Source organism: Enterobacter sp. MGH85, assembly GCF_001037655.1.
GTDB classification, from domain to species: Bacteria; Pseudomonadota; Gammaproteobacteria; order Enterobacterales; family Enterobacteriaceae; genus Enterobacter; species Enterobacter intestinihominis.
In genome coordinates, this window is the sequence record NZ_KQ089925.1 from 2,785,473 (window position 1) to 2,807,104 (window position 21,632).

Consider the following 21,632-nt stretch of genomic DNA (forward strand, 5'->3'; position numbering starts at 1 on the left):
CCTCCAGGCTTCACACGCCGCCCAGGTACGCCTTCCTCACCTCCGGATCCTTCAGCAACGCCTCGCCGCTGCCGCTTAACCGAATCTGGCCGTTAACCATCACATAGCCGCGGTCGGACAATTTCAGCGCGTGGTGGGCATTCTGCTCGACCAGAAAAATCGTCATTCCGTTACGGGCCAGTTCGCGCAGCGTATGGAAGATCTGTTTAACCACGATGGGTGCGAGGCCGAGGCTGGGTTCATCCAGCAGCAGAAGTTTAGGACGGCTCATCAGCGCCCGGGCAATAGCCAGCATCTGCTGTTCACCGCCGGAAAGCGTCATCGCCCGCTGGTTACGCCGCTCCTTGAGGCGAGGGAAGAGGTCGAACATACTTTGCATATCTTCAGCTGCATGCTGATTGCCGACGGGGATTGTCCCCATCAGCAGGTTCTCTTCTACAGACATATCCGGGAAAATGCGTCGTCCCTCAGGTGCCTGCGCGATGCCGCCGGTGGCAACATAGTGGGTGGATTTGTGGCTGATATCCTCGCCGCAGAAGAGGATCTGCCCGTTGCGGATCCGGGGCTGACCAAAGACAGACATCAGTAATGTTGACTTCCCCGCGCCGTTAGCGCCAATCAGGGCCACGGTTTCCCCTTTGTTTACCTCAAGTGAAACCTGCTTCAACGCCTGGATCACCCCGTAAAAAACGTCCACATTATGAAATTGAAGCATCGGTGCGCTCACAGATTTACCTCGCTTTCGTCGGTGCCCAGATACGCGGCAATCACTTTTTCATTGTGCTGGATCTCAGCCGGTTTACCTCTGGCAATCACATCGCCGTGATCGAGCACAATGATGTCATCTGAAATGCCCATCACCATCCCCATATCATGCTCGATCAGCAAAACCGTGATGTCGTGGTGGTCGCGCAGGAACCGGATGATCTCGCTCAGCTTGTGCGTCTCCACCGGGTTCAGACCGGCAGCAGGTTCATCGAGACAAATCATCTCCGGGCCGGTGCACATGGCGCGGGCGATTTCGAGGCGTCGTTGCTGGCCATAGGACATTTCCCCGGCCAGACGGTTCGCGCAATCTACCAGATCCACCACCTCCAGCCAGTAAAACGCCCGGTCCAGCGCCTCGTTCTCTGCCCGACGATACGCAGGGGTGTTCAGCACCCCCGCCAGCAGATTGCGATTGACGCGCATGTGCTGTGCCACCAGCAGGTTTTCCACAACGGACATCTCGCGGAACAGGCGGATGTTCTGAAACGTGCGCGCAAGACCCGCGCGGTTCACCAGATGCGTGCCGCCAAACATCTTATAGAACAGGCGTTGACCAAGCTGCGCCGGGCTGAGCCAGTCGCCCGGCTGGAGTTTCTGGCCGAGCACCTGAATGACATTGGTAGTTTTATTTCGTGCATTGAACAGAATGTTGCCGCCGGAGGCCCGGTAGAAACCGGTCAGGCAGTTAAAGACGGTTGTTTTTCCCGCGCCGTTAGGCCCAATGAGTGCAGTAATAGAGCCGCGCTGCACCTCAAGATTGACGTCGTTTAAGGCCTTGATCCCGCCGAAGTGCATCATCAGATGTTCTACACGCAAAATCGTTGCGTTCATGGCGCCACTCCTTTACGCACGGCAAATCCGCTGCGGTTGATGCGGATCAGACCGCGAGGACGCCAGATCATCATCACCACCATCAGCATGCCAAACAGTAGCACGCGGTATTCCGCAAAGCTGCGCAGCAGTTCCGGCGTGACGGTCAGCACAAAGGCGGCCAGTACGACGCCGACGGTGGAGCCCATCCCGCCCAGGACCACAATCGCGAGGATGAGGGCCGATTCAAAAAAGGTGAAAGAGGTGGGGTTAACAAACCCCTGCCAGGTGGCAAAAAACACCCCGGCGATACCTGCCGTCGATGCGCCCAGGGTGAAGGCCGAGAGTTTGACCAGAACGTGATTCAGCCCCATGGAACGGCAGGCAATCTCATCCTCACGGAGCGCTTCCCACGCGCGTCCAATGGGCATTCGGGTCAGCCGGTGTTTAATGTACAGCACCAGCATGACTACCAGGAACAGTACTGCATAGATGAAAATAAACTTCATGTTGGAGTTATAGGTCAGGCCGAAGAACTCGTGGAAAGGGATGCCACCTTCTTTGGCGCGTCGGCCAAACTCCAGGCCAAAAAAGGTCGGAGCAGGGGCTGAAACGCCGTTAGGCCCGCCGGTGAAGGTAAGCCAGTTGTTCAGCACCAGACGGATGATCTCGCCAAACCCGAGCGTGACGATGGCGAGATAATCCCCGTGCATGCGCAGCACCGGAAAGCCGAGCAGGGCGCCCGCGCCCGCAGCCATTAGCGCCGCCAGCGGCAGCATGCTCCAGAACCCAAGCCCCAGATACTGATACCCGAGCGCCAGCCCGTAAGCGCCGATGGCATAGAAGGCGACATAACCCAGATCCAGCAGCCCTGCCAGGCCAACGACAATGTTCAGCCCAAGACCGAGCAGGACGTAGATCAGTCCGAGTATAGCGACCGTCAGAACGTATTTTGTGGCCACAAACGGGAAGCAGATCGCCAGCGTGACAATCAGCGGAATGATCCAGCGCATGCGGCTTTTATACGCCGGTGGCCGGACATACACCCCCGCATTGTCGGATTCAAACCGCGCCTGTAAACGTCTTCCGGCCGCCGTAGCTGAAAAGGCGCTCAGCAAAAAGCGTCCCAGCATCACCGTGCCTACAATCCACGCCAGCCGCTGGCCGTCAAAGTTAAAGCTGTAACCATCCAGTATCACGCCCGCAATCGGGCCGAAAATAATCAGGGCGATCATTCCGGAAAAAATCGCGTCCAGAATGCAGCGCTTCAGGGAAAAGCCGTCAGAGGTCATCGCGTTGTTCCTTACACTTTAGCCACGACAGGGCGGCCCAGCAGCCCCTGAGGACGGAAGATCAGGATTAATACCAGCAATCCAAACGAGAACACGTCTTTATAATCCGAGTTCACCATCCCGGAGAATTGCGCTTCTGCGACGCCCAGAATCAGCCCGCCAAGCATCGCACCGGGCAGAGAGCCGATGCCGCCCAGCACCGCCGCCGTAAAGGCCTTGATGCCGATAACGAACCCGACGTAAAAATCAAAGGTGCCGTAATTCATGGTGATCAGCACGCCCGCCAGCCCGGCCATGGCTGCGCCGATAACAAACACCAGCGAAATAATTCTGTCGGTGTTGATACCCAAAATGGAGGCCATCTTACGATCCTGCTGCACCGCACGGCACATGCGCCCTAAGCGGGTACGGTTGATAATCCAGGTCAGCACCAGCATGCCCGCGAACGAGGCGATGAGAATAAAGACTTTGGTATAGGTTATCTGGACAAACCCTTCGCCGAGGTGAAAACGCAGCACGCCATCCAGCATGGTCGGTACGCCCTGCTGCCGTGGGCCCTGGCTGAGCTGGACGTAGTTTTGCAGTATCAACGACATCCCGATGGCCGAAATCAGCGGCGCCAGACGCGTCGAATTGCGTAGCGGCTTATAGGCGATGCGCTCAATCGTCCAGCCATAAACGCCGGTGACCACGATGGTGAAAACCAGGGTTCCCAGGATCAGCAGCGGAAAGGAGTGGAGTCCAAAAAACGCCAGCAGGGCCAGGCCAATGGCCGAGAGATAGGCGGAGATCATATACACTTCGCCGTGGGCGAAATTGATCATACCGATGATGCCGTACACCATGGTGTAGCCGATGGCGATAAGACCATAGACCGAACCCAGCGTTAAGCCATTAATTAATTGTTGCAGGAAGAATGTACTCATGGTCGCGCACCTGAATAAAGGGTTACGCCGACAGTCAGACCTGCCGGCGTTGAGCAGATTCCGTCCCGTTATGGCACTTCTTTATATTTGCCTTTGTCGTCCCACTGGTAGACCACGTAGTCAGACACTTTGAGGTCACCTTTGCTGTCCCAGGCTTTTTTACCCATCACCGTGTCGACAGGGTTGGCCTTCAGCCACTCGCTGGCTTTTGCGGAATCCGTCCCTTTCGTGGCCTTGAATGCCGCTGCGATAGCCTGCACAGACGCATAGGCGTAGAGGGTGTATCCTTCTGGTTCAAATTTACCGGCGCGGAATTTCTCGATGACGGCTTTTCCGTCCGGGATCAGGCGCGGGTCTTTACCGAAGGTCATGTAAATACCGTTGGTGTACTGCGCCCCACCGGCGGCGGTGACCATCTCTTCATTGACGATACAGTCTCCCGAGAAGAACTTCGCCTGCACGCCCTGTTCACGCATCTGGCGAACCAGCGGGCCCGCTTCCGGGTGACAGCCACCGAAGAACACCACGTCTGGTTTTTGTGCGCCAATTTTGGTCACCAGCGCGTTAAAGTCTTTCTCCCCGCGGGACAACCCTTCGTACATCACTTCCTTAACGCCGCGTTTCGCCAGCGCCGCTTTAGTGGCGTCCGCCAGCCCCTGACCGTAGGTGTCTTTATCGTGGATGATGACGACCCGTTTGGCTTTAAGCTTATCAAGAATAAAATCGCTGGCGACCTGGCCCTGCTGGTCGTCACGTCCGCACATGCGGAACATATCGCTCATGCCCCGCTCGGTAATAAGCGGGTTCGTTGAGCCGGGGGTGATGGAGAGGATCCCGGCATCGCTATAGACCTCGGAGGCGGGCATGGTCGACGAGGAGCAGAAGTGGCCGACGACCGCTTTCACTTTATCCTGATCGACTAAGCGGTTGGCGACGGCAACGGCCTGTTTGGGTTCGCAGGCGTCATCGCCCTGAACCAGTTTGATTTTCTCACCGTTGATCCCGCCAGCGGCGTTAATGTCTTCCGCCGCCTGCGTAGCGCCATGCCAGTATTGATCGCCATAGGTTGCGTTCGGGCCTGTGAACGGCCCGGCCACGCCGATCACGATATCGGCCTGTGCAGAAAAGGCCGTCACCAGACAACCGGCCAGCAACAGGGAGAGGGGAGTTTTGGTAAATTTCAGCGACATTATTATGTTCCTTAGCAAAGAGGTTTTTGCACCAGGTAGAAACCCGAACGCCTGATGGCATCGTAAATCCAAAAACAAGAGCGAGAACAAAATGCACTTTAGAAGCAATCTTGTGCTTAATACGGCGAGGATCCCACGCACCGCGAAGCGCGCAGAACATTAAGCAAAAAGGTTGCCAGAATGGTTAATCCCTTGACCGGGTCACAACACGTTGAGTATAGAGCGCCGTTTTATGCGCCTTTGCGGGATGAGATGAATTTACAGCGGAGATCACATCTCCTTAACAACAAAGCCCATAAGTTGTGCAACGGTCACGATTTGCACGTTTTTGCAGCAATAAAGACCTAAACTTCAGATAGGCATGCGCGGCGATATATGTCAGGATCGTTTTTTTTATCAGGAGTATCAGCAATGGCTGAAGGCCCATTAAATGAAAGCGAGATGGCGTGGCTGGAAGAGACATTAATCTCTTACGGACACGACGATGCATCCGTGATTGACGTGTCCGAACTGGACGGCATGCTTACCGCAGTACTTTCCGGTCCCGTTGTGGTGGAGCCCGACACCTGGCTGGTGGCGGTATGGGGTGGCGAGAAGTATATTCCGCGCTGGAAAAACGATCGTGAGATGAACCGTTTTATCGATCTCTGCTTTAAGCACATGAACGATATTGCCGAGCGCCTGAGCGAATACCCGGATCAGTTTGAACCGCTGTTTGGCTATAACGACGTTGACGGTCAGAGCTATACCGTAGTGGAAGAGTGGTGCTATGGCTACATGCGCGGCGTGGCGCTGACGGACTGGTCATCCCTGCCGGAAGCGCTGGAAGCGGATCTGGCGGTGATTGCCCTGCACGGAACGGAAGAGAACAGCGAGAAGCTGGAAGCGCTGACCGAAGAGGAGTATATGGCCAGCATCGAGAGCATTCAGCCTGCGGCGCTGCGTTTGTACAACTACTGGGTGGCTAATCCGCAGCAGCCGGAAGCGAAAAAGCCGATCGTGAACGGGTCGAAGGTGGGACGTAACGATCCGTGTCCGTGCGGGAGCGGGAAGAAGTTTAAGAGTTGCTGTCTGCACTGAAAAAAGGGGCTATTCATAGCCCCTTTTTTTATCCCACTTCCGGCAGCATTCCCGCTGCAATCAGCACCTGCACCAGAATAATTACCACCCCACAACCAAACACCACGCACAGCAGCGGCTTACCACCCGCCACGCGGTATCCTTGCTGCGGATGTTGCTGGCGGCTCTTCCACGCCAGCAGGGAAGGCAGCAGCAGGGCCAGTACCGATAACGCCACGCCAGCATACCCCAGCGCCATCACAAACCCGCGCGGATAAAAGAGCGCGAAGGCCAGCGGCGGCAGGAAGGTCATCGCCCCCGTCTGTAAGCGTCCGGCAACGGTATTGCGACGCTGGAACAGATCCGCCATATAGTCAAACAGGCCAAGCGCCACGCCGAGGAAGGAGGTTGCCAGCGCCAGGTCTGCAAACAGATGTACCGCCAGCTCCACGTGTGAAGAGGCCACCACGTTACGCAGGGCAACCAGGAATCCATTCAGACCAGAATGCTCTGCCATCAGGCCGATAAAGGTGGTGGAATCAATACTGCCCAGCGTCACCAGCTGCCAGAACAGGTAAGCAATCAACGGAATGGCGCTGCCGATCACAAAGACGCGGCGCAGCTTGCGAATATCCCCGTTCATATAGCTCACGATGCTCGGCACGCTGCCATGAAAACCGAAAGAGGTGAAAATCACCGGGATGGCCGAAAGCGCCAGACCTTTCTCCAGCGGGAGGGAGAGCAGGTTAACCTTGTGCACATGCGGTGCCAGCAGCACCAGCATCACAACAAGGAAGAGAATTTTGGCGCTGAACAAAAAACGGTTAAACAGATCGACCAGCGACGTGCCCGCACAAACCACGCCGCCACCGATCAGCGTAAAGACAATGGCGCCTGTTTCCGGTGAAAGCGACGCACCGAAGCCGTCATTGATACTTGACGCAATTAGCTCCCCGGCGCCGCTGATGTAGGCGGCGGTCAGCGCGTACATCAGGAACATCATGCTGAAACCGGTGATCCACTGCCCGTAGCGTCCAAGATAGCGTGCAGCCAGGGAGCCTAAGCCGGTATCGGCAGGGACATGTTGATAAACCTCCAGCAATAATAGCGCGGTGTAACACATCAGGGCCCAAAGACCGCCCAGCAGCACTACGGTAACCCCAAACCCGACGCCGGCGGCAGCCAACGGCATGGCCAACATTCCTGCGCCAATTGTCGTTCCGGCGACGATAAAAACACTTCCCAGAGTTCTGTTCTTCACGCTTTCCTCTACAACGCTTCCACACCGCGACTCATTCTGCGGCGCAGAGTAAGGGAAAAGCACCATCTCGTCAAATCACCGTTACATAGGGTGTAATGATTAATTTACAAAAAGAAAGGGGGAACCTGCGCCAGCGCAAAGCGTGCCGTGGAGGGAGCATTTAGTCTGCTTTTTATTTGCGAGAGGTAATGATGTCAATTCACGGACACGACGTGCTGAATATGATGATTGAGTCAGGTGAGCGTTATACGAAGGAGAGTCTGGTTGAGGCGATACATGCCCGCTTTGGCGAAGCGGCGCGTTTCCATACCTGTTCAGCTTCGGAAATGACAGCCGCGGAGCTGGTGGCGTTTATGGCGGCGCGCGGAAAATTCATTCCGGCAGCAGACGGATTTTCCACGCACGAAAGTAAAATTTGCCGTCATTGAATAAAGCGGTGCTGAAAACTCAGCACCGCTTTTCTATTAATTCTGCGTGTCGAGCGTCGACAGCTCTTTATCAATGAAGTACAGACCTTCCCCGGATTTACCTGCCAGAGATAATTTATCCAGCACGGATTTAAACAGCTTCTCTTCTTCGTGCTGTTCAGCCACATACCACTGAAGGAAATTAAAGGTTGGATAATCCTGATTGGTCATGGCGGCATGAGCCAGTTCATTTATTTTCTGGGTGATCAGCTGTTCGTGCTCATAGGTGGCACGGAACAGTTCATCAAGAGAGCCGTACTCGGCGAAAGGCGATACCACGTTATCAATGCGCGGCAGGCTGCCGGTGTCCGTCAGGTAATCAAACAGACGCTGCATGTGCGTCATCTCTTCCTGGGCATGACGACGCAGGAAGGCGGCAGCCCCTTCAAAGCTGTGATAGCTGCACCAGGCGCTCATCTGCTGATAAAGCAGGGAAGAAAATAGCTCAAGATTCATTTGCGCATTGAGCTTGTCGATCATTTCAGTTTTTAACATGGTGCAGCTCCGGTTTATTAATTCTGGTTCACGATGAGCGACACTATAATTTGTTATTTAATTATTTGCAAAAAGTAAAATAAATATTTATTTATTAAAAATACGAATGGGAATAAAACGCATTGCCGCCATTTATATTTATTAATGAGAATTATTTTTGTTCTTATTAAATAAACTGCCAGCGTGACTGGCAGTCGCGGTTAATACCACGGATTCTGGCTGGAAGAGGTAACGGCATATCCCTGACATTTATACTGAATGGTCACACTTTCGTTCAGACAGAATGAACCGCTGATCAGGGTGCAGGTTTTAATCGGCTGCCCGTAGGCTGACGCGGAGGCGTAGCCCATGTGTTGGCAGGCCTTTGTTGCCGTACCGTTATTAACATAGTCATCAGACCAGGCGTTTTGCAGCATGGTCTGGCCATAGTCGAGGCGCACAATTCCGTTTGGGGCATCCGTACTACTGACTTCTGCCTGACGGTTGATGCTGCACCCGGCGAGCAACAGGATCGTTCCGGCTATGATTACACGTTTCATGTTTCACTCTGCGTGACGGGAAATACGCCATTGTAACCAACGCGACGGGACGCAATGGCCGGAATAGCCGGAGGATCTGCCCTTTCACTCTACAACGAGCCGGGCCACCGCGCGAAATTGTGAGCGCATCTTTGTTTTTTAAAACAAGTTTTCACTTAATTTGAAAGTGCGTTTGTTTGATAGTAAGGTTAAGTTGAAAAGGTATCCACAGCGGGATCGCCCGCCATGCATTCAGGAGAGACAAGATGAAAATTGCACTGATGATGGAAAACAGCCAGGCCGCTAAGAATCCCATCATCCTTAATGAGCTGAAAGCCGTTGCTGATGAGAAAGGTTTCCCGGTCTATAACGTCGGTATGAGTGATGAGAACGATCATCATCTCACTTATATTCACCTGGGCATCATGGCGAGCATTCTGCTTAACGCTAAAGCCGTTGATTTTGTTGTCACCGGCTGCGGTACCGGGCAGGGCGCGTTGATGTCCCTGAACATCCATCCGGGTGTGATTTGCGGTTACTGCATCGATCCTGCGGATGCTTTCCTGTTCGCGCAAATCAACAACGGTAACGCGCTTTCTCTGCCGTTTGCGAAGGGGTTCGGCTGGGGGGCAGAACTGAACGTACGCTTTATCTTTGAGAAAGCGTTTACCGGACGCAATGGCGAAGGCTATCCACCAGAGCGTAAGGAGCCGCAGGTGCGTAACGCCGGTATTCTGAACCAGGTGAAAGCGGCGGTGGTAAAAGAAAACTATCTGGATACCCTGCGTGCAATCGATCCTGAGCTGGTTAAAACCGCCGTCTCAGGCCAGCGCTTCCAGCAGTGCTTCTTCGAGAACTGCCAGGACAAAGAGATCGAAGCCTTCGTGCGCGGTATTGTTGGCTGATTTCCTTTGCCGGGCGGTGCGTTGCCCGCCCGGCACAGAGCCTTACTTTTTCGATGATACCGCGCTGCCTGCATTTTTGGTCAGACGCAGCGTGTCAACCATTCCCACCAGGCAGATCAGCGCGATCGCCACAAATGCCAGCCGGAAGCTCATTCCCGGCATGCCGGCAATCCCCATCGTCTCACTGACTTTTTCCCCGATACGAATACCAATTGCCCCGAGCGTGATCCCAAGTCCCACGGCAAGCTGCGTTGCGGTTGAAAACAGCGTATTGGCATAGCTCATCTGCGCAGAGGGTACATCCGCAAAGGCCAGCGTACTGATGGCTGTAAACTGGATCGAACGAAAAACGCCACCCAGATAGAGGATCAGCATGACGAGCCACACAGGAGTCTGCGGCGTAAGAAAGGCGCAGGCCAGCAGCGCCAGGACATTCAGTGAACCGTTAATCAGCAACAGCCGCTTAAACCCCAGGCTGCGGATCAGGGGCGTCGTCGCCGGTTTAATGGTGAGATTGCCTACGAAAACGGCCAGCACCAGCAGGCCAGAATGGAACGCGTCCATGCCAAAGCCGACCTGGAACATCAGCGGTAACAGGAACGGAACCGCGCTGATGGAGGCGCGAAACAGCGATCCGCCGTACAGGGTGACGCGAAACGTCGGCACTTGCATCGCATCGAGCCTGATCATCGGCCAGGTTGCGCGCTTAAAGTGGCGCAGCGCCAGGCTCAACGCGGCGACACCGACGATAAACAGCGTGGCGGTTAATCCTGTCCGCAGAGGCTCTGCGCCCATCAACTCCATCGCATAAACCAGGCTCACCATGGCAAGGGTGGTGACCACAAAACCCGGCAAGTCAAACGGTCGGCGCGTATCTTCATGCAGGTCCGGAATGATTCGCAGTGCCAGCAAAATGGCGATTATCCCCAGCGGCACATTAATAAAGAAGATCCAGCGCCAGTCGGCATAGCTTGTAATGAACCCGCCCAGCGGCGGGCCGATGATCGGCGCGACCAGCGCAGGCCACGTCAGGGTGGCGATTGCCGTGATGAGCTGATGCTTTGGCGTTGTACGTAACACGGCCAGGCGACCCACAGGCACCATCAGCGCGCCACCCATGCCCTGGAAGACGCGCATTGCGACAAACTCCTCGAGCGTGGTGGACAGGCCGCAAAATACCGAGGCCAGCGTGAAGATCGCCAGCGCGAGGGCAAATACTTTTCGCGCGCCGAAGCGGTCGGCGATCCAGCCGCTGGCGGGGATCAGCACGGCAAGGGTGATCAGGTAGGCGCTGATGCCGATATTCAGATCCACGGCCTGTACGCCGAAGCTTTTTGCCATATCCGGCAATGCGGTGGCGATCACCGTCCCGTCCAGAAACTCCATAAAGAAAGCACCGGCCACCAGCAGTGCCGCAGGCGATAATCCACGGCTCTCTTTCCCGGATACGTTTTCACTCATTCTCTTCCTGCCCGCTCAAAAAATTTTATAAAAATTTACTGGAATTTATAAGTCTGTAACGTGCGGATTTATCGTGCCTTTTTTTAACAAACCGGCAGCACTGAGGGTTTGTTAACCGTGATGCAGGTCACAAAATGGTTGATTTTTGTGATGGCGGTCATATTATAAGCGTATTGATAATAACACCTGCATAACACGTTACTGGAGCAACATAATGAAACTGCGCAAAATCCTGAAAAGCATGTGGGCTAACTACTGCACAACGTTTAAAGACGTCCCACCGGGTGCGATGTTCTGATAAAAAAACCTGCTTCGGCAGGTTTTTTTATGTCTGCGGACGACGAGAGGGAGATGGAAGGGCGTCTGTTTTGCTACTATGGCTGCCTTTGAATAAGGAGAACCCCATGTCACAAAACCTGAGCGCCGATCAGGAACTGGTATCTGACGTCGTCGCCTGCCAGCTGGTTATCAAACAAATCCTTGATGTGATTGACGTTATCGCGCCGGTTGAGGTACGCGAAAAGATGTCGACCCAGCTAAAAAACATCGATTTCACCAATCATCCTGCTGCGGCGGACCCGGTTACGCTCCGCGCGATCCAGAAAGCGATCGCGCTGATTGAACTGCGCTTCACGCCGCAGGGTGAGTCACATTAAAATAAACCGATGTTTTAAAATTAGAAACCGTTTTCTGATTTTACGTCGAAGGGCGACAGAGTCTGTCGCCCACAGAAGGCTCAAAAGAACGTCTGCACCAGCAGATAGCTCACCACGCAGGCACAGCTGACGCCAATCAGACCCGGCAGAATAAAGCTGTGGTTGATGATGAATTTACCGATGCGGGTGGTGCCGGAGCGATCGAATCCAATACAGGCCAGATCGCTCGGATAGGTGGGCAGCACAAAGTAGCCGTAGGAGGCCGGGAAGAAGGCCACCAGCATTTTCGGATCGATGCCTAACATCAACCCCATCGGGGCGACCGCGGTCAAGGCCGCGGCCTGGCTGTTGACCAGTTTCGACACCAGAAACAACACGATGGCATACGTCCAGGGATGACTCTTCACTACCCCCTCCAGTGCCATTTTCAGTTCGTCGAGATGCGCCTGGAAAAAGGTATCGCTCATCCATGCCACGCCAAACACCGAGAAAATCGCGACCATCCCCGCCTTAAATACCGCTCCGTTTGAAATGGCCGACGCATTAACCTTACAGGTCATCAGCATGATGGCCCCGGCAATAAGCATCATCATTTGAATAACAAGGTTCATCGACAGGGCCGTCATTTTGCCTTTGATCTCAAACGCCGGACGCAACTCGGGCAACGCACCCAGCAGGACCACAACGGCAATCCCGGCGAAGAAGATCCACGTTGACAAGTAGGCCTGTTTAGGGAAACGCTGATCCATCAACGTCTCCGTTCCCCCATAGATAAACTCCCGCTGTTTCGGATCTTTCAGCTTTTCCTGAAATTCAGGATCGTCTGCGAGGTTTTTTCCCCGGCGCAGGCTCCACAGTGCCGCAATGGCGACGCCAGACAGTGAGGCCGGTACGGAAACGGCGAGGATTTCGAGGATCCCCCACGCGTGGCCGATACCGTTCTGCGCACCCAGAATTGAGACCAGCGAAACGACGGCCACGGAAACGGGGGAGGCGGTGATCGCCATCTGTGAGGCCACCGAGGCCACCGCCATCGGCCGTTCCGGGCGAATGCCTTTTTTCAGGGCGATATCCGCGATAATGGGAAACATAGTGTAGACGACGTGGCCGGTCCCGCAGAGAAAGGTCAACATCCAGGTGGTAAACGGCGCGAGAAGGGTGATGTGCTGGGGATGTTTTCGCAGCAGGCGCTCTGCGAATTGCATCATCACGTTCAGGCCACCGGCGGTCTGTAGTGTTGCCGCGCAGCCGATGACGGCGAGGATCGTGAGCATCACGTCAACCGGCGGTTTACCGGGTTGCAGACCAAAGACAAAACTCAAAATAAACAGGCCGATGCCGCTTATCAGCCCCAGGCCCATCCCGCCGAAGCGGGTACCTACCAGCAGGCAGAGGATAATGACAATAAACTCAATGGTGATCATGATGCTCCCTCGTTAATGAATGTAATTAAACAAATCATTACACGATGTGGGGTTATTCATTGGGAGCAAGATCTGATTTGTTAAATGTCAGCAAAAGCAGGGAGTTGGCACCCACTCCCTGACGGGCTGAGGGATCCCCAGTAATTTGAAAGCAAAAGCGATAACGTTGCCTTCAGAATAACTGAAGGCTTTCAGCGATGCCTCGGTCCGGCTGTAAATCGCTGAGGCGTTTCCTGTAGGCCGGGGCGAGGCGCAGGGATGCGCCGAGAGGGCGGGCTTTACAGGGATGTTACCTCCGCCCGTCCCCGATAAGCCGGAAGGAATAAGCCGAAGGTACCGCGAAGCGGCGATTTTCCGCCGGAAGCCCTGGTCGCCAGGGTGGTGGCGACTGAGCCACCCTGGCACGTTCACCGGTTATGCCGTGACAGAGTAGCAAGGAACATAAAGTGAACGGAATGACCACCAGAGCCGTATGTTCCCCCTCACCCCAGCCCTCTCCCTCAAGGGAGAGGGGGCCGTCTGTGCAGGCATTATTTTGTGGGGAACTCTCAGCCCTGACGGGAGCGGATGAAGGAACTTAGTGGTGTTGCACGGTAGCTATGTCGAGAAGATGGCGGTCCGTCTGCTCCAGACAGATCCCCGCGCGTTTCGCGTTGCGGATTTCGTCTGCGAGCGTTTTCAGCAGCATGCCATCCTGCTGCTGCTCTCTGTCCATATCACGTAAAAACTTGAGGGTAATGATGTCCTGTTGCGCTTTGGCTTCATCGGCCAGCTTGTTCAGCTTTGTACAGCGTTGCTCATACTCTTCAAGCGTTTTCTGGAACAGTTCCTCCAGAGAGGAGTAATTATCTTCAATCGTTTCAAGCTCTTTGACTGTGGGATTGGCGCCGATGGCTTTCAAAAAGTTAAAGACACGCATCATGTGCGTGACGTTACTTTGCGCCTGAGTACGAAAGAAGGTGGCAGTGCCGTTGAGGCTTTTTCTGGAACACCAGGCGCTCAAATGCAGATGCAGATTTGAAGCATAAAACTCCAGGTTCATCTGGGCATTCAGTTTTTGCATCATCGTTTGGGTAGTCATACTCATATCCTTATTGACTGTGGGACTTGATGTCCGCTACGAAACCTGACCCGGCAGGTACTGACGATTGAATAACAGAAAAAGATTTCTGCAAGGTAAACAAACTCGAAAATTCACGTCCTGTGTTCGATTTAAATAAGCATACGCTTCTCTTGGAATTAAGAAAACTCTTAGTTGGGCTGTGTTTACCATACATTACAAATTTAAATATAGCGCAGAACAGAAAACAGGTGACGAGATATAATATTTTTTATCTATATGATTTTAATGATATTAAAATCAGTGCTTCCCATTTTTATCGTTTCAGGAAACCTTCTGTGGCGGGAAATTCTGTGAAAGTGTTAAATCAGAAATAATAACTGCAAATATATCCTGCTGTAGCAAATTTGAGCTAAATCAATTTTCACATAATATACGGTTCTGTGATCGCGTCGTAAGATTGTTATCTAACAAATCTGGAAAATGAAACGATGTTTTATATCTTTTCACCCGTAGAGGTTTATGATGACAAAAGTTGCGGTGCTGCTGGCACCTGGTTTTGAAGAAGCAGAAGCGATTATCACAGTGGATATCCTGCGTCGCTTGCAGATCGAGGTGGAAATGCTGGCCTGCGCGGAGTCCCGTGCGGTAGTGAGTTACCACAATATCCCCATGGTGGCTGACAGTACATTAACGGAACGTATTAATACGCTGTATGACGCGGTCGTGTTACCCGGTGGGCCGCAGGGGAGTATCAATCTTGCGGCTAACCAGGAGGTGATCCGCTTTGTTTCCGCGCATGACGAGCACGGCAAACTCATCTGCCCGATCTGCTCTGCGGCTGCGCGGGTGCTGGGCGCAAACGGGCTACTGAAGGGGCGGCGCTACGTCTGTTCCGGCGATCTGTGGCAGATCGTTGATGATGGAGTATATGTGGATGCGCCGGTCGTGGAGGATAACAACCTCATCAGCGGCAAGGGGCTGGGGCACGCTTTTGACTTTGCGCTGACGCTCTCTGCGCGTCTGTTGGGCGACGATGCCCCCGTGCGCGATCATGCTGAACACATCTATTACCGCTGGTAAATTTTCTGCCGGACGCTAAGGCGTCCGGGTTACAGGGATTACTTAGCTGACCTTATGGATAATCCTGCTTAACTCCTTTCCATTTGTAGGACAATTACGTCCTTTTTTATGTCATTTTTCGCTGAATTTATGTACGCAATTACTGTAATTCTGCGGTGTGATGTCGCTCTCTTATGGATGATTAATTTCCCGCTAAAACTATCTCCAGCAATAACGCTTATAACGAGGTAAGCGCTAATGCCTTGTTTTAAGTCCGATTAAATAAGTTGTTCGCCATTATTCCCTACAGATAAGAATGCTAAAGCTGGAGTTTACCATGCACAAATTTACTAAAGCGCTGGCGGCCATCGGCCTGGCTGCCGTTATGTCACAATCCGCTATCGCTGAAAATTTAAAGCTCGGTTTTCTGGTTAAACAGCCGGAAGAACCGTGGTTCCAGACCGAATGGAAATTTGCTGATAAAGCCGGAAAAGATTTGGGATTTGAGGTAATTAAAATCGCCGTACCTGACGGCGAGAAAACGCTTAACGCCATTGATAGCCTGGCGGCGAGCGGCGCGAAAGGTTTCGTTATCTGTACGCCGGATCCAAAGCTGGGTTCAGCGATTGCCGCGAAAGCGCGCGGTTATGACATGAAAGTGATTGCGGTGGACGATCAGTTCGTGAATGCCAAAGGCAAACCGATGGATACCGTTCCGCTGGTGATGATGGCGGCCACCAAAATCGGCGAGCGTCAGGGCCAGGAGCTCTATAAAGAGATGCAAAAACGCGGCTGGGATGTAAAAGAGACCGCCGTGATGGCGATTACCGCTGACGAGCTGGATACCGCCCGTCGTCGTACCACGGGCTCAATGGACGCCCTAAAAGCGGCTGGCTTCCCGGAAAAACAAATCTACAAAGTCCCGACCAAATCCAATGATATCCCGGGCGCCTTTGATGCGGCGAACTCCATGCTCGTCCAGCATCCGGAGGTGAAACACTGGCTGGTGGTGGGGATGAACGATAACACCGTGCTGGGCGGCGTGCGTGCAACGGAAGGCCAGGGCTTTAAAGCACCGGACATTATCGGGATCGGCATCAACGGCGTGGACGCCGTGAGCGAACTGTCTAAAGCGCAGGCGACCGGCTTCTACGGCTCTCTGCTGCCAAGCCCGGATGTCCACGGCTATAAATCCAGCGAAATGCTTTACAACTGGGTGACCAAGGGGGTTGAGCCGCCGAAATTCACCGAAGTAACCGATGTGGTGCTGATCACCCGCGATAATTTCAAAGAGGAGCTGGCGAAAAAAGGACTGGGCGGTAAGTAATACGCTGTGATTGCGCCCCTCACACGCCGTGAGGGGCCTGACGTACACACTACAGGAATCACGGAGTCGTTATGCAACAGTCTGATCCGTATCTCTCTTTCCGCGGCATCGGTAAAACATTCCCCGGCGTAAACGCGCTGACCGATATCAGCTTCGACTGCTATGCCGGTCAGGTTCATGCCCTGATGGGGGAGAACGGCGCGGGAAAATCCACGCTGCTAAAAATTCTCAGCGGCAACTACACGCCCACCACCGGCACGCTGGCCATTCGCGGCGAAGAGGTGGCCTTTGCCGATACCACGGCAGCGTTAAACGCGGGCGTCGCCATCATCTATCAGGAGCTTCATCTCATTCCTGAAATGACCGTGGCGGAGAACATCTACCTGGGCCAGCTTCCGCATAAAAGCGGCGTGGTCAACCGCTCGCTGCTCAACTATGAAGCGGGCTTGCAACTCAGGCACCTTGGGCTGGATGTCGATCCGCAAACGCCCCTCAAGTATCTCTCCATCGGCCAGTGGCAGATGGTGGAAATTGCCAAAGCGCTGGCGCGTAACGCCAAGATCATCGCTTTTGACGAGCCAACCAGCTCGCTCTCGGCGCGTGAAATTGAAAACCTCTTTCGCGTGATCCGCGAGCTGCGCAAAGAGGGCCGCATCATTCTGTACGTCTCCCACCGTATGGAAGAGATTTTTGCCTTAAGCGATGCCATCACCGTGTTTAAGGATGGCCGCTACGTGCGCACCTTCACCGATATGCAGCAGGTCAATCATGACCAGCTGGTGCAGGCGATGGTTGGGCGCGATCTGGGGGATATTTACCACTGGAAGCCGCGCGAGTACGGCCCTGAGCGTCTGCGTCTGGATAGCGTTAAAGCCCCAGGCGTGCGCACACCTATTTCACTCTCGGTGCGCAGCGGCGAAATCGTCGGGCTGTTTGGCCTTGTCGGGGCAGGGCGCAGCGAGCTGATGAAAGGGCTGTTTGGCGGTACGCGCATTACCCAGGGCCAGGTCTTCGTCGACGGGAAAAAGGTCGATATACAGAAGCCTGCGCAGGCGATTAACGCGGGCATCATGCTCTGTCCGGAGGATCGAAAGGCCGAAGGCATTATTCCAGTGCACTCGGTGCGCGACAACATCAACATCTCTGCCCGGCGCAAGTTCATCCGCGCGGGATGTCTGATTAACGACGGCTGGGAGGCGAGCAACGCTGATCACCATATCCGTTCGCTGAACATCAAAACTCCCGGGGCTGAACAGCTGATCATGAATTTGTCCGGCGGCAACCAGCAAAAAGCCATTCTGGGGCGCTGGCTGTCGGAAGACATGAAGGTCATTTTGCTGGATGAACCAACGCGCGGTATCGACGTGGGGGCGAAACACGAAATCTATAACGTCATCTATGAGCTGGCAAAACGCGGTGTGGCGGTGCTGTTCGCCTCCAGCGATCTGCCCGAGGTGCTGGGCGTCGCCGACCGTATTGTAGTGATGCGTGAAGGCGAAATTGCCGGTGAATTGCTGCATGAACAGGCGAATGAACAACAGGCGTTGAGTCTCGCCATGCCTAAAGTTAGCCAGGCTGTCGCCTGAGTAAGGAGTCAATGATGTCCTCTGTTACTACATCCGGAGCGCCGAAGTCGGCTTTCAGTTTTGGCCGCATCTGGGACCAGTACGGCATGTTGGTGGTTTTTGCCGCCCTGTTCGTTGCGTGCGCGATTTTTGTGCCAAACTTCGCGACCTTCATCAACATGAAGGGGCTGGGGCTGGCCATCTCCATGTCCGGCATGGTGGCCTGCGGAATGCTATTCTGCCTGGCCTCCGGCGATTTTGACCTGTCGGTCGCCTCGGTGATTGCCTGTGCCGGGGTCACCACTGCCGTGGTGATCAATATGACCGAAAGCCTGTGGATCGGCGTGCTGGCGGGGCTGATGCTCGGCGTGCTGAGCGGTCTGGTGAACGGCTTTGTGATTGCGCGCCTGAAGATTAACGCCCTGATCACGACGCTTGCGACCATGCAAATCGTGCGCGGTCTGGCCTATATCATCTCCGACGGTAAGGCGGTGGGGATTGAAGACGAGCGCTTCTTTACGCTGGGCTATGCCAACTGGCTGGGCTTGCCTGCGCCTATCTGGCTGACGGTAGCCTGTCTGATCCTGTTTGGTTTCCTGCTTAACCGCACCACCTTTGGTCGTAATACCCTGGCGATTGGCGGGAACGAGGAAGCGGCGCGTCTGGCGGGTGTCCCGGTCGTACGGACCAAGATCATTATCTTCGTGCTTTCCGGGCTGGTGTCGGCAGCGGCGGGGATTATTCTGGCGTCGCGTATGACCAGCGGCCAGCCAATGACCTCTATCGGTTATGAGCTGATTGTCATTTCAGCCTGCGTATTGGGGGGCGTATCCCTCAAGGGCGGCATCGGAAAAATCTCATATGTGGTAGCGGGGATCCTGATTCTGGGGACCGTGGAGAACGCCATGAACCTGCTTAATATTTCTCCGTTCTCTCAGTACGTCGTACGCGGCCTGATCCTGCTGGCAGCAGTGATCTTCGACCGTTACAAGCAAAAAGCTAAGCGTACCGTCTGATTTATTTTTAGCCACTTATCTGCTCAACTATTAACCATAGTTGACCCACTGACCGGCCCGCCAGTTATGCTGACGGGCCGGTTGCTAAATGGCGAGCGCCGTCACACTGTCTATACTTACATGGCTGTTTTATTCACTGTAAGGAGGATTAGGGTGGCTGACTTGTTAACCGCACCGCCTGTACTGCCCGGAAAATTTGCTTTCTTTTTTGACCTCGACGGGACGCTCGCCGGAATTGAACCGCATCCTGACGACGTCGTTGTACCGGATCTGGTGTTAGAGAATTTGCAGCAGCTCTCCCGACAGAACGAGGGGGCACTGGCATTGATTTCAGGGCGCTCAATGGCCGAGCTGGATGTGCTCGCCAGTCCTTATCACTTTCCGCTGGCCGGTGTGCACGGAGCGGAGCGCCGCGATATCCATGATCAACTGCATATAGTTTCACTCCCCGATACGCTGGTTCAGGCGCTGCATGCGCAACTCTCTTCTGCTCTGGAACTGCTTCCCGGTACGGAACTGGAAGCCAAAGGCATGGCCTTTGCGCTGCACTACCGTCAGGCGCCTCACCATGAGGCGGCGATCTTTTCGGTAGCAAGAAGCGTGGCGGAAGCCCATCCGGAGCTGGCGTTACAGCCCGGTAAATGTGTGGTCGAGATTAAACCAGCAGGAATTAATAAAGGCGCTGCCATTGCAGCGTTTATGGCGGAAGCGCCGTTTAAAGGGCGTACGCCAGTATTTTTTGGGGATGACCTGACCGATGAGGCCGGGTTCAGCGTGGTAAACCGGGCCAGTGGCATGTCTGTCAAGGTAGGGCCGGGTGAAACCGTTGCCGGATGGCGGCTGGAAAACGTCGCCAGCGTCTGGCAGTGGATATCTGATGTCGCTAACCAGCAACAACAACAAATAGCGCAAAACAACGGGAGAAATCATTATGGGTCGCTTAGTCGTCGTCTCTAATCGCATCGCACCGCCGGATGATAAAAAAGCCAGTGCCGGTGGCCTGGCGGTCGGGGTATTAGGTGCCCTCAAAGCCGCGGGTGGTCTCTGGTTTGGCTGGAGCGGGGAAATCAGTAATGATGAGAAACCGCTTAAAAAGGTGTCACGGGGCAATATCACGTGGGCTTCCTTCGCACTCAGTGAGAAGGACTATGATGAATATTATTCCGAGTTCTCAAACGCCGTGCTGTGGCCAGCGTTTCACTATCGTCTGGACCTGGTGAAATTCCAGCGTGAATCCTATGAAGGCTATATGCGCGTTAATGCGCTGCTGGCAGATAAACTGCTGCCGCTGATCGAAGAAGACGATATTTTATGGATCCACGACTACCATCTGCTGCCTTTCGCCAGAGAGCTGCGAAAACGTGGTGTGAATAACCGAATCGGTTTTTTCCTGCACATCCCTTTCCCGACGCCGGAGATTTTCACGGCACTGCCGCAGCATGAAGAGATCCTTGAGGCGCTGTCCGATTACGACCTGCTCGGTTTCCAGACGGAAAACGACAGGCTGGCCTTCCTCGACAGCGTGTCCGGTAAAACCCGACTAGTTACTCACGGCGGCAAATCTCACACCGCGTGGGGACGTAATTTCCATACCGAGGTCTACCCGATTGGTATTGAGCCAGACGAAATTGCCGAGCAGGCCTCCGGTCCATTGCCTCCGAAGCTTGCCCAGCTTAAGGATGAACTCAAGCACGTTAAGAATATCTTTTCGGTTGAACGACTTGATTATTCCAAAGGGTTGCCGGAGCGATTCCTCGCGTACGAAACCCTGCTGGAAAAATTCCCGCAGCATCACGGCAAGATTCGTTATACCCAGATAGCGCCGACCTCGCGCGGTGAGGTTCAGGCCTATCAGGATATCCGTCACCAGCTTGAGACCGAAGCAGGGCGCATCAACGGGCGCTACGGGCAGCTTGGCTGGACACCACTTTTCTATTTGAATCAGCACTTTGAGCGCAAAATTCTGATGAAAGTGTTCCGCTATGCGGACGTCGGGCTGGTCACGCCCCTGCGCGACGGGATGAATCTGGTGGCAAAAGAGTATGTTGCAGCACAAGATCCTGCTGACCCGGGTGTGCTGGTGCTGTCTCAATTTGCCGGTGCGGCAAACGAGTTAACCTCAGCGCTGATTGTAAACCCTTACGATCGCGATGACGTGGCAAATGCCCTGAACCGTGCGTTAACTATGCCGCTTGCGGAACGTATTTCACGCCATTCGGAAATGATGGAGACCATCATGAAGAATGATATTAACCGCTGGCAGGCGCGTTTTATTGACGATTTGCGCGCGATCCAGCCGCAAAGTCAGGAAGGTGATCTGCAAAAAAAGATCGCGACCTTCCCTAAACTCGCCTGATTTTCTCCGGGGGC

Annotated in this window: 22 protein-coding genes; 11 read left to right on the top strand and 11 right to left on the bottom strand. The window is 54.2% G+C overall.

Going from position 1 to position 21,632, the window contains the following annotated elements:
• Positions 1-10: 10 nt before the first annotated feature.
• The 5 genes from SK51_RS13115 to SK51_RS13135 all read right to left on the bottom strand — a co-directional run bounded on the left by SK51_RS13115 (position 11) and on the right by SK51_RS13135 (position 4,986).
• Entirely contained in the window at positions 11-727 is a 717-nt protein-coding gene (locus tag SK51_RS13115; protein WP_032671299.1) for an ABC transporter ATP-binding protein, read from the bottom strand.
• A complete protein-coding gene (locus tag SK51_RS13120) occupies positions 724-1,599 on the bottom strand; it encodes an ATP-binding cassette domain-containing protein (protein ID WP_023306508.1) in 876 nt (291 codons plus the stop codon). Before SK51_RS13120 ends, SK51_RS13115 begins: the two co-directional genes overlap by 4 nt.
• The gene (livM, locus tag SK51_RS13125) at positions 1,596-2,870 is read right to left on the bottom strand and encodes a high-affinity branched-chain amino acid ABC transporter permease LivM (protein WP_023306507.1); all 1,275 of its coding nucleotides are present in this window, start codon (positions 2,868-2,870) and stop codon (positions 1,596-1,598) included. Before livM ends, SK51_RS13120 begins: the two co-directional genes overlap by 4 nt.
• An 11-nt stretch (positions 2,871-2,881) precedes the next feature.
• Positions 2,882-3,796, bottom strand: coding sequence for an ABC transporter permease subunit (locus tag SK51_RS13130; protein WP_003859667.1), 915 nt, complete (start codon positions 3,794-3,796; stop codon positions 2,882-2,884).
• A gap of 68 nt (positions 3,797-3,864) precedes the next feature.
• On the bottom strand, positions 3,865-4,986 hold the full coding sequence (locus tag SK51_RS13135) for a branched-chain amino acid ABC transporter substrate-binding protein (protein WP_023300472.1): 1,122 nt from the start codon (positions 4,984-4,986) through the stop codon (positions 3,865-3,867).
• A gap of 411 nt (positions 4,987-5,397) precedes the next feature.
• Here SK51_RS13135 and SK51_RS13140 point away from each other — a divergent pair, with 411 nt between their 5' ends.
• Positions 5,398-6,066, top strand: coding sequence for a YecA/YgfB family protein (locus tag SK51_RS13140; RefSeq protein WP_023306505.1), 669 nt, complete (start codon positions 5,398-5,400; stop codon positions 6,064-6,066).
• A 28-nt stretch (positions 6,067-6,094) separates the two neighbouring features.
• Here the strand turns inward: SK51_RS13140 and tyrP are convergent, their stop codons facing one another.
• Entirely contained in the window at positions 6,095-7,306 is a 1,212-nt protein-coding gene (tyrP, locus tag SK51_RS13145) for a tyrosine transporter TyrP (protein ID WP_032671625.1), read from the bottom strand.
• Between the two features lie 188 nt (positions 7,307-7,494).
• On the opposite strand from tyrP, the gene SK51_RS13150 reads away from it, so the two are divergent.
• On the top strand, positions 7,495-7,734 hold the full coding sequence (locus SK51_RS13150; RefSeq protein ID WP_032671296.1) for a YecH family metal-binding protein: 240 nt from the start codon (positions 7,495-7,497) through the stop codon (positions 7,732-7,734).
• Between the two features lie 36 nt (positions 7,735-7,770).
• Here the strand turns inward: SK51_RS13150 and ftnA are convergent, their stop codons facing one another.
• Entirely contained in the window at positions 7,771-8,268 is a 498-nt protein-coding gene (gene ftnA / locus SK51_RS13155) for a non-heme ferritin (RefSeq protein WP_023306502.1), read from the bottom strand.
• A gap of 200 nt (positions 8,269-8,468) precedes the next feature.
• A complete protein-coding gene (gene yecR, locus SK51_RS13160; protein ID WP_023306501.1) occupies positions 8,469-8,807 on the bottom strand; it encodes a YecR family lipoprotein in 339 nt (112 codons plus the stop codon).
• Positions 8,808-9,052: 245 nt separating this feature from the next.
• Between yecR and SK51_RS13165 the strand changes: the two genes are divergently transcribed.
• Positions 9,053-9,691: an RpiB/LacA/LacB family sugar-phosphate isomerase gene (locus tag SK51_RS13165; RefSeq protein ID WP_003859680.1), complete on the top strand. Its 639-nt coding sequence runs from the start codon at positions 9,053-9,055 to the stop codon at positions 9,689-9,691.
• Between the two features lie 42 nt (positions 9,692-9,733).
• Here SK51_RS13165 and SK51_RS13170 read toward each other — a convergent pair whose 3' ends face one another.
• Positions 9,734-11,152 (bottom strand): MFS transporter, encoded by a 1,419-nt coding sequence (locus SK51_RS13170; protein WP_032676179.1) that lies wholly within the window; start codon positions 11,150-11,152, stop codon positions 9,734-9,736.
• Between the two features lie 214 nt (positions 11,153-11,366).
• On the opposite strand from SK51_RS13170, the gene azuC reads away from it, so the two are divergent.
• Together azuC and SK51_RS13175 are read left to right on the top strand one after the other, a co-directional pair.
• A complete protein-coding gene (gene azuC / locus SK51_RS25245) occupies positions 11,367-11,450 on the top strand; it encodes a stress response protein AzuC (protein WP_003859682.1) in 84 nt (27 codons plus the stop codon).
• Positions 11,451-11,556: 106 nt separating this feature from the next.
• A complete protein-coding gene (locus SK51_RS13175; RefSeq protein WP_003859683.1) occupies positions 11,557-11,808 on the top strand; it encodes a DUF2766 family protein in 252 nt (83 codons plus the stop codon).
• An 80-nt stretch (positions 11,809-11,888) separates the two neighbouring features.
• On the opposite strand, the gene SK51_RS13180 is transcribed toward SK51_RS13175, so the two are convergent.
• The gene (locus SK51_RS13180; protein WP_023306499.1) at positions 11,889-13,232 is read right to left on the bottom strand and encodes an anaerobic C4-dicarboxylate transporter; all 1,344 of its coding nucleotides are present in this window, start codon (positions 13,230-13,232) and stop codon (positions 11,889-11,891) included.
• A gap of 577 nt (positions 13,233-13,809) precedes the next feature.
• Positions 13,810-14,313 carry a non-heme ferritin-like protein gene (locus tag SK51_RS13185; protein WP_022648520.1) on the bottom strand — a complete coding sequence of 168 codons (504 nt, stop codon included), beginning with the start codon at positions 14,311-14,313 and terminating at the stop codon, positions 13,810-13,812.
• Between the two features lie 504 nt (positions 14,314-14,817).
• On the opposite strand from SK51_RS13185, the gene SK51_RS13190 reads away from it, so the two are divergent.
• From SK51_RS13190 to otsA, 6 genes are all read left to right on the top strand, one after another.
• Positions 14,818-15,375 (top strand): DJ-1/PfpI family protein, encoded by a 558-nt coding sequence (locus tag SK51_RS13190; RefSeq protein WP_023306498.1) that lies wholly within the window; start codon positions 14,818-14,820, stop codon positions 15,373-15,375.
• A gap of 316 nt (positions 15,376-15,691) precedes the next feature.
• A complete protein-coding gene (gene araF, locus SK51_RS13195; protein ID WP_023300466.1) occupies positions 15,692-16,681 on the top strand; it encodes an arabinose ABC transporter substrate-binding protein AraF in 990 nt (329 codons plus the stop codon).
• Between the two features lie 71 nt (positions 16,682-16,752).
• Positions 16,753-18,267, top strand: coding sequence for an L-arabinose ABC transporter ATP-binding protein AraG (araG, locus tag SK51_RS13200; protein ID WP_023306497.1), 1,515 nt, complete (start codon positions 16,753-16,755; stop codon positions 18,265-18,267).
• Between the two features lie 14 nt (positions 18,268-18,281).
• The gene (gene araH / locus SK51_RS13205) at positions 18,282-19,262 is read left to right on the top strand and encodes an arabinose ABC transporter permease AraH (RefSeq protein ID WP_022648516.1); all 981 of its coding nucleotides are present in this window, start codon (positions 18,282-18,284) and stop codon (positions 19,260-19,262) included.
• A 153-nt stretch (positions 19,263-19,415) separates the two neighbouring features.
• Positions 19,416-20,219 carry a trehalose-phosphatase gene (gene otsB, locus SK51_RS13210; protein WP_032676180.1) on the top strand — a complete coding sequence of 268 codons (804 nt, stop codon included), beginning with the start codon at positions 19,416-19,418 and terminating at the stop codon, positions 20,217-20,219.
• Complete coding sequence (otsA, locus tag SK51_RS13215) at positions 20,194-21,618, top strand: alpha,alpha-trehalose-phosphate synthase (protein WP_022648514.1); 1,425 nt, start codon at positions 20,194-20,196, stop codon at positions 21,616-21,618. Before otsB ends, otsA begins: the two co-directional genes overlap by 26 nt.
• Positions 21,619-21,632: the final 14 nt, after the last annotated feature.

What these genes read in the sequence shown, in the direction of transcription:
- SK51_RS13120 (WP_023306508.1), bottom strand. Translation starts at nt 1,599, where the DNA reads ATGAACGCAACGATTTTGCGTGTAGAACATCTGATGATGCACTTCGGC.
- livM (WP_023306507.1), bottom strand. Translation starts at nt 2,870, where the DNA reads ATGACCTCTGACGGCTTTTCCCTGAAGCGCTGCATTCTGGACGCGATT.
- SK51_RS13130 (WP_003859667.1), bottom strand. Translation starts at nt 3,796, where the DNA reads ATGAGTACATTCTTCCTGCAACAATTAATTAATGGCTTAACGCTGGGT.
- SK51_RS13135 (WP_023300472.1), bottom strand. Translation starts at nt 4,986, where the DNA reads ATGTCGCTGAAATTTACCAAAACTCCCCTCTCCCTGTTGCTGGCCGGT.
- SK51_RS13140 (WP_023306505.1), top strand. Translation starts at nt 5,398, where the DNA reads ATGGCTGAAGGCCCATTAAATGAAAGCGAGATGGCGTGGCTGGAAGAG.
- SK51_RS13150 (WP_032671296.1), top strand. Translation starts at nt 7,495, where the DNA reads ATGATGTCAATTCACGGACACGACGTGCTGAATATGATGATTGAGTCA.
- ftnA (WP_023306502.1), bottom strand. Translation starts at nt 8,268, where the DNA reads ATGTTAAAAACTGAAATGATCGACAAGCTCAATGCGCAAATGAATCTT.
- yecR (WP_023306501.1), bottom strand. Translation starts at nt 8,807, where the DNA reads ATGAAACGTGTAATCATAGCCGGAACGATCCTGTTGCTCGCCGGGTGC.
- SK51_RS13165 (WP_003859680.1), top strand. Translation starts at nt 9,053, where the DNA reads ATGAAAATTGCACTGATGATGGAAAACAGCCAGGCCGCTAAGAATCCC.
- SK51_RS13170 (WP_032676179.1), bottom strand. Translation starts at nt 11,152, where the DNA reads ATGAGTGAAAACGTATCCGGGAAAGAGAGCCGTGGATTATCGCCTGCG.
- azuC (WP_003859682.1), top strand. Translation starts at nt 11,367, where the DNA reads ATGAAACTGCGCAAAATCCTGAAAAGCATGTGGGCTAACTACTGCACA.
- SK51_RS13175 (WP_003859683.1), top strand. Translation starts at nt 11,557, where the DNA reads ATGTCACAAAACCTGAGCGCCGATCAGGAACTGGTATCTGACGTCGTC.
- SK51_RS13180 (WP_023306499.1), bottom strand. Translation starts at nt 13,232, where the DNA reads ATGATCACCATTGAGTTTATTGTCATTATCCTCTGCCTGCTGGTAGGT.
- SK51_RS13185 (WP_022648520.1), bottom strand. Translation starts at nt 14,313, where the DNA reads ATGACTACCCAAACGATGATGCAAAAACTGAATGCCCAGATGAACCTG.
- SK51_RS13190 (WP_023306498.1), top strand. Translation starts at nt 14,818, where the DNA reads ATGACAAAAGTTGCGGTGCTGCTGGCACCTGGTTTTGAAGAAGCAGAA.
- araF (WP_023300466.1), top strand. Translation starts at nt 15,692, where the DNA reads ATGCACAAATTTACTAAAGCGCTGGCGGCCATCGGCCTGGCTGCCGTT.
- araG (WP_023306497.1), top strand. Translation starts at nt 16,753, where the DNA reads ATGCAACAGTCTGATCCGTATCTCTCTTTCCGCGGCATCGGTAAAACA.
- araH (WP_022648516.1), top strand. Translation starts at nt 18,282, where the DNA reads ATGTCCTCTGTTACTACATCCGGAGCGCCGAAGTCGGCTTTCAGTTTT.
- otsA (WP_022648514.1), top strand. Translation starts at nt 20,194, where the DNA reads ATGGGTCGCTTAGTCGTCGTCTCTAATCGCATCGCACCGCCGGATGAT.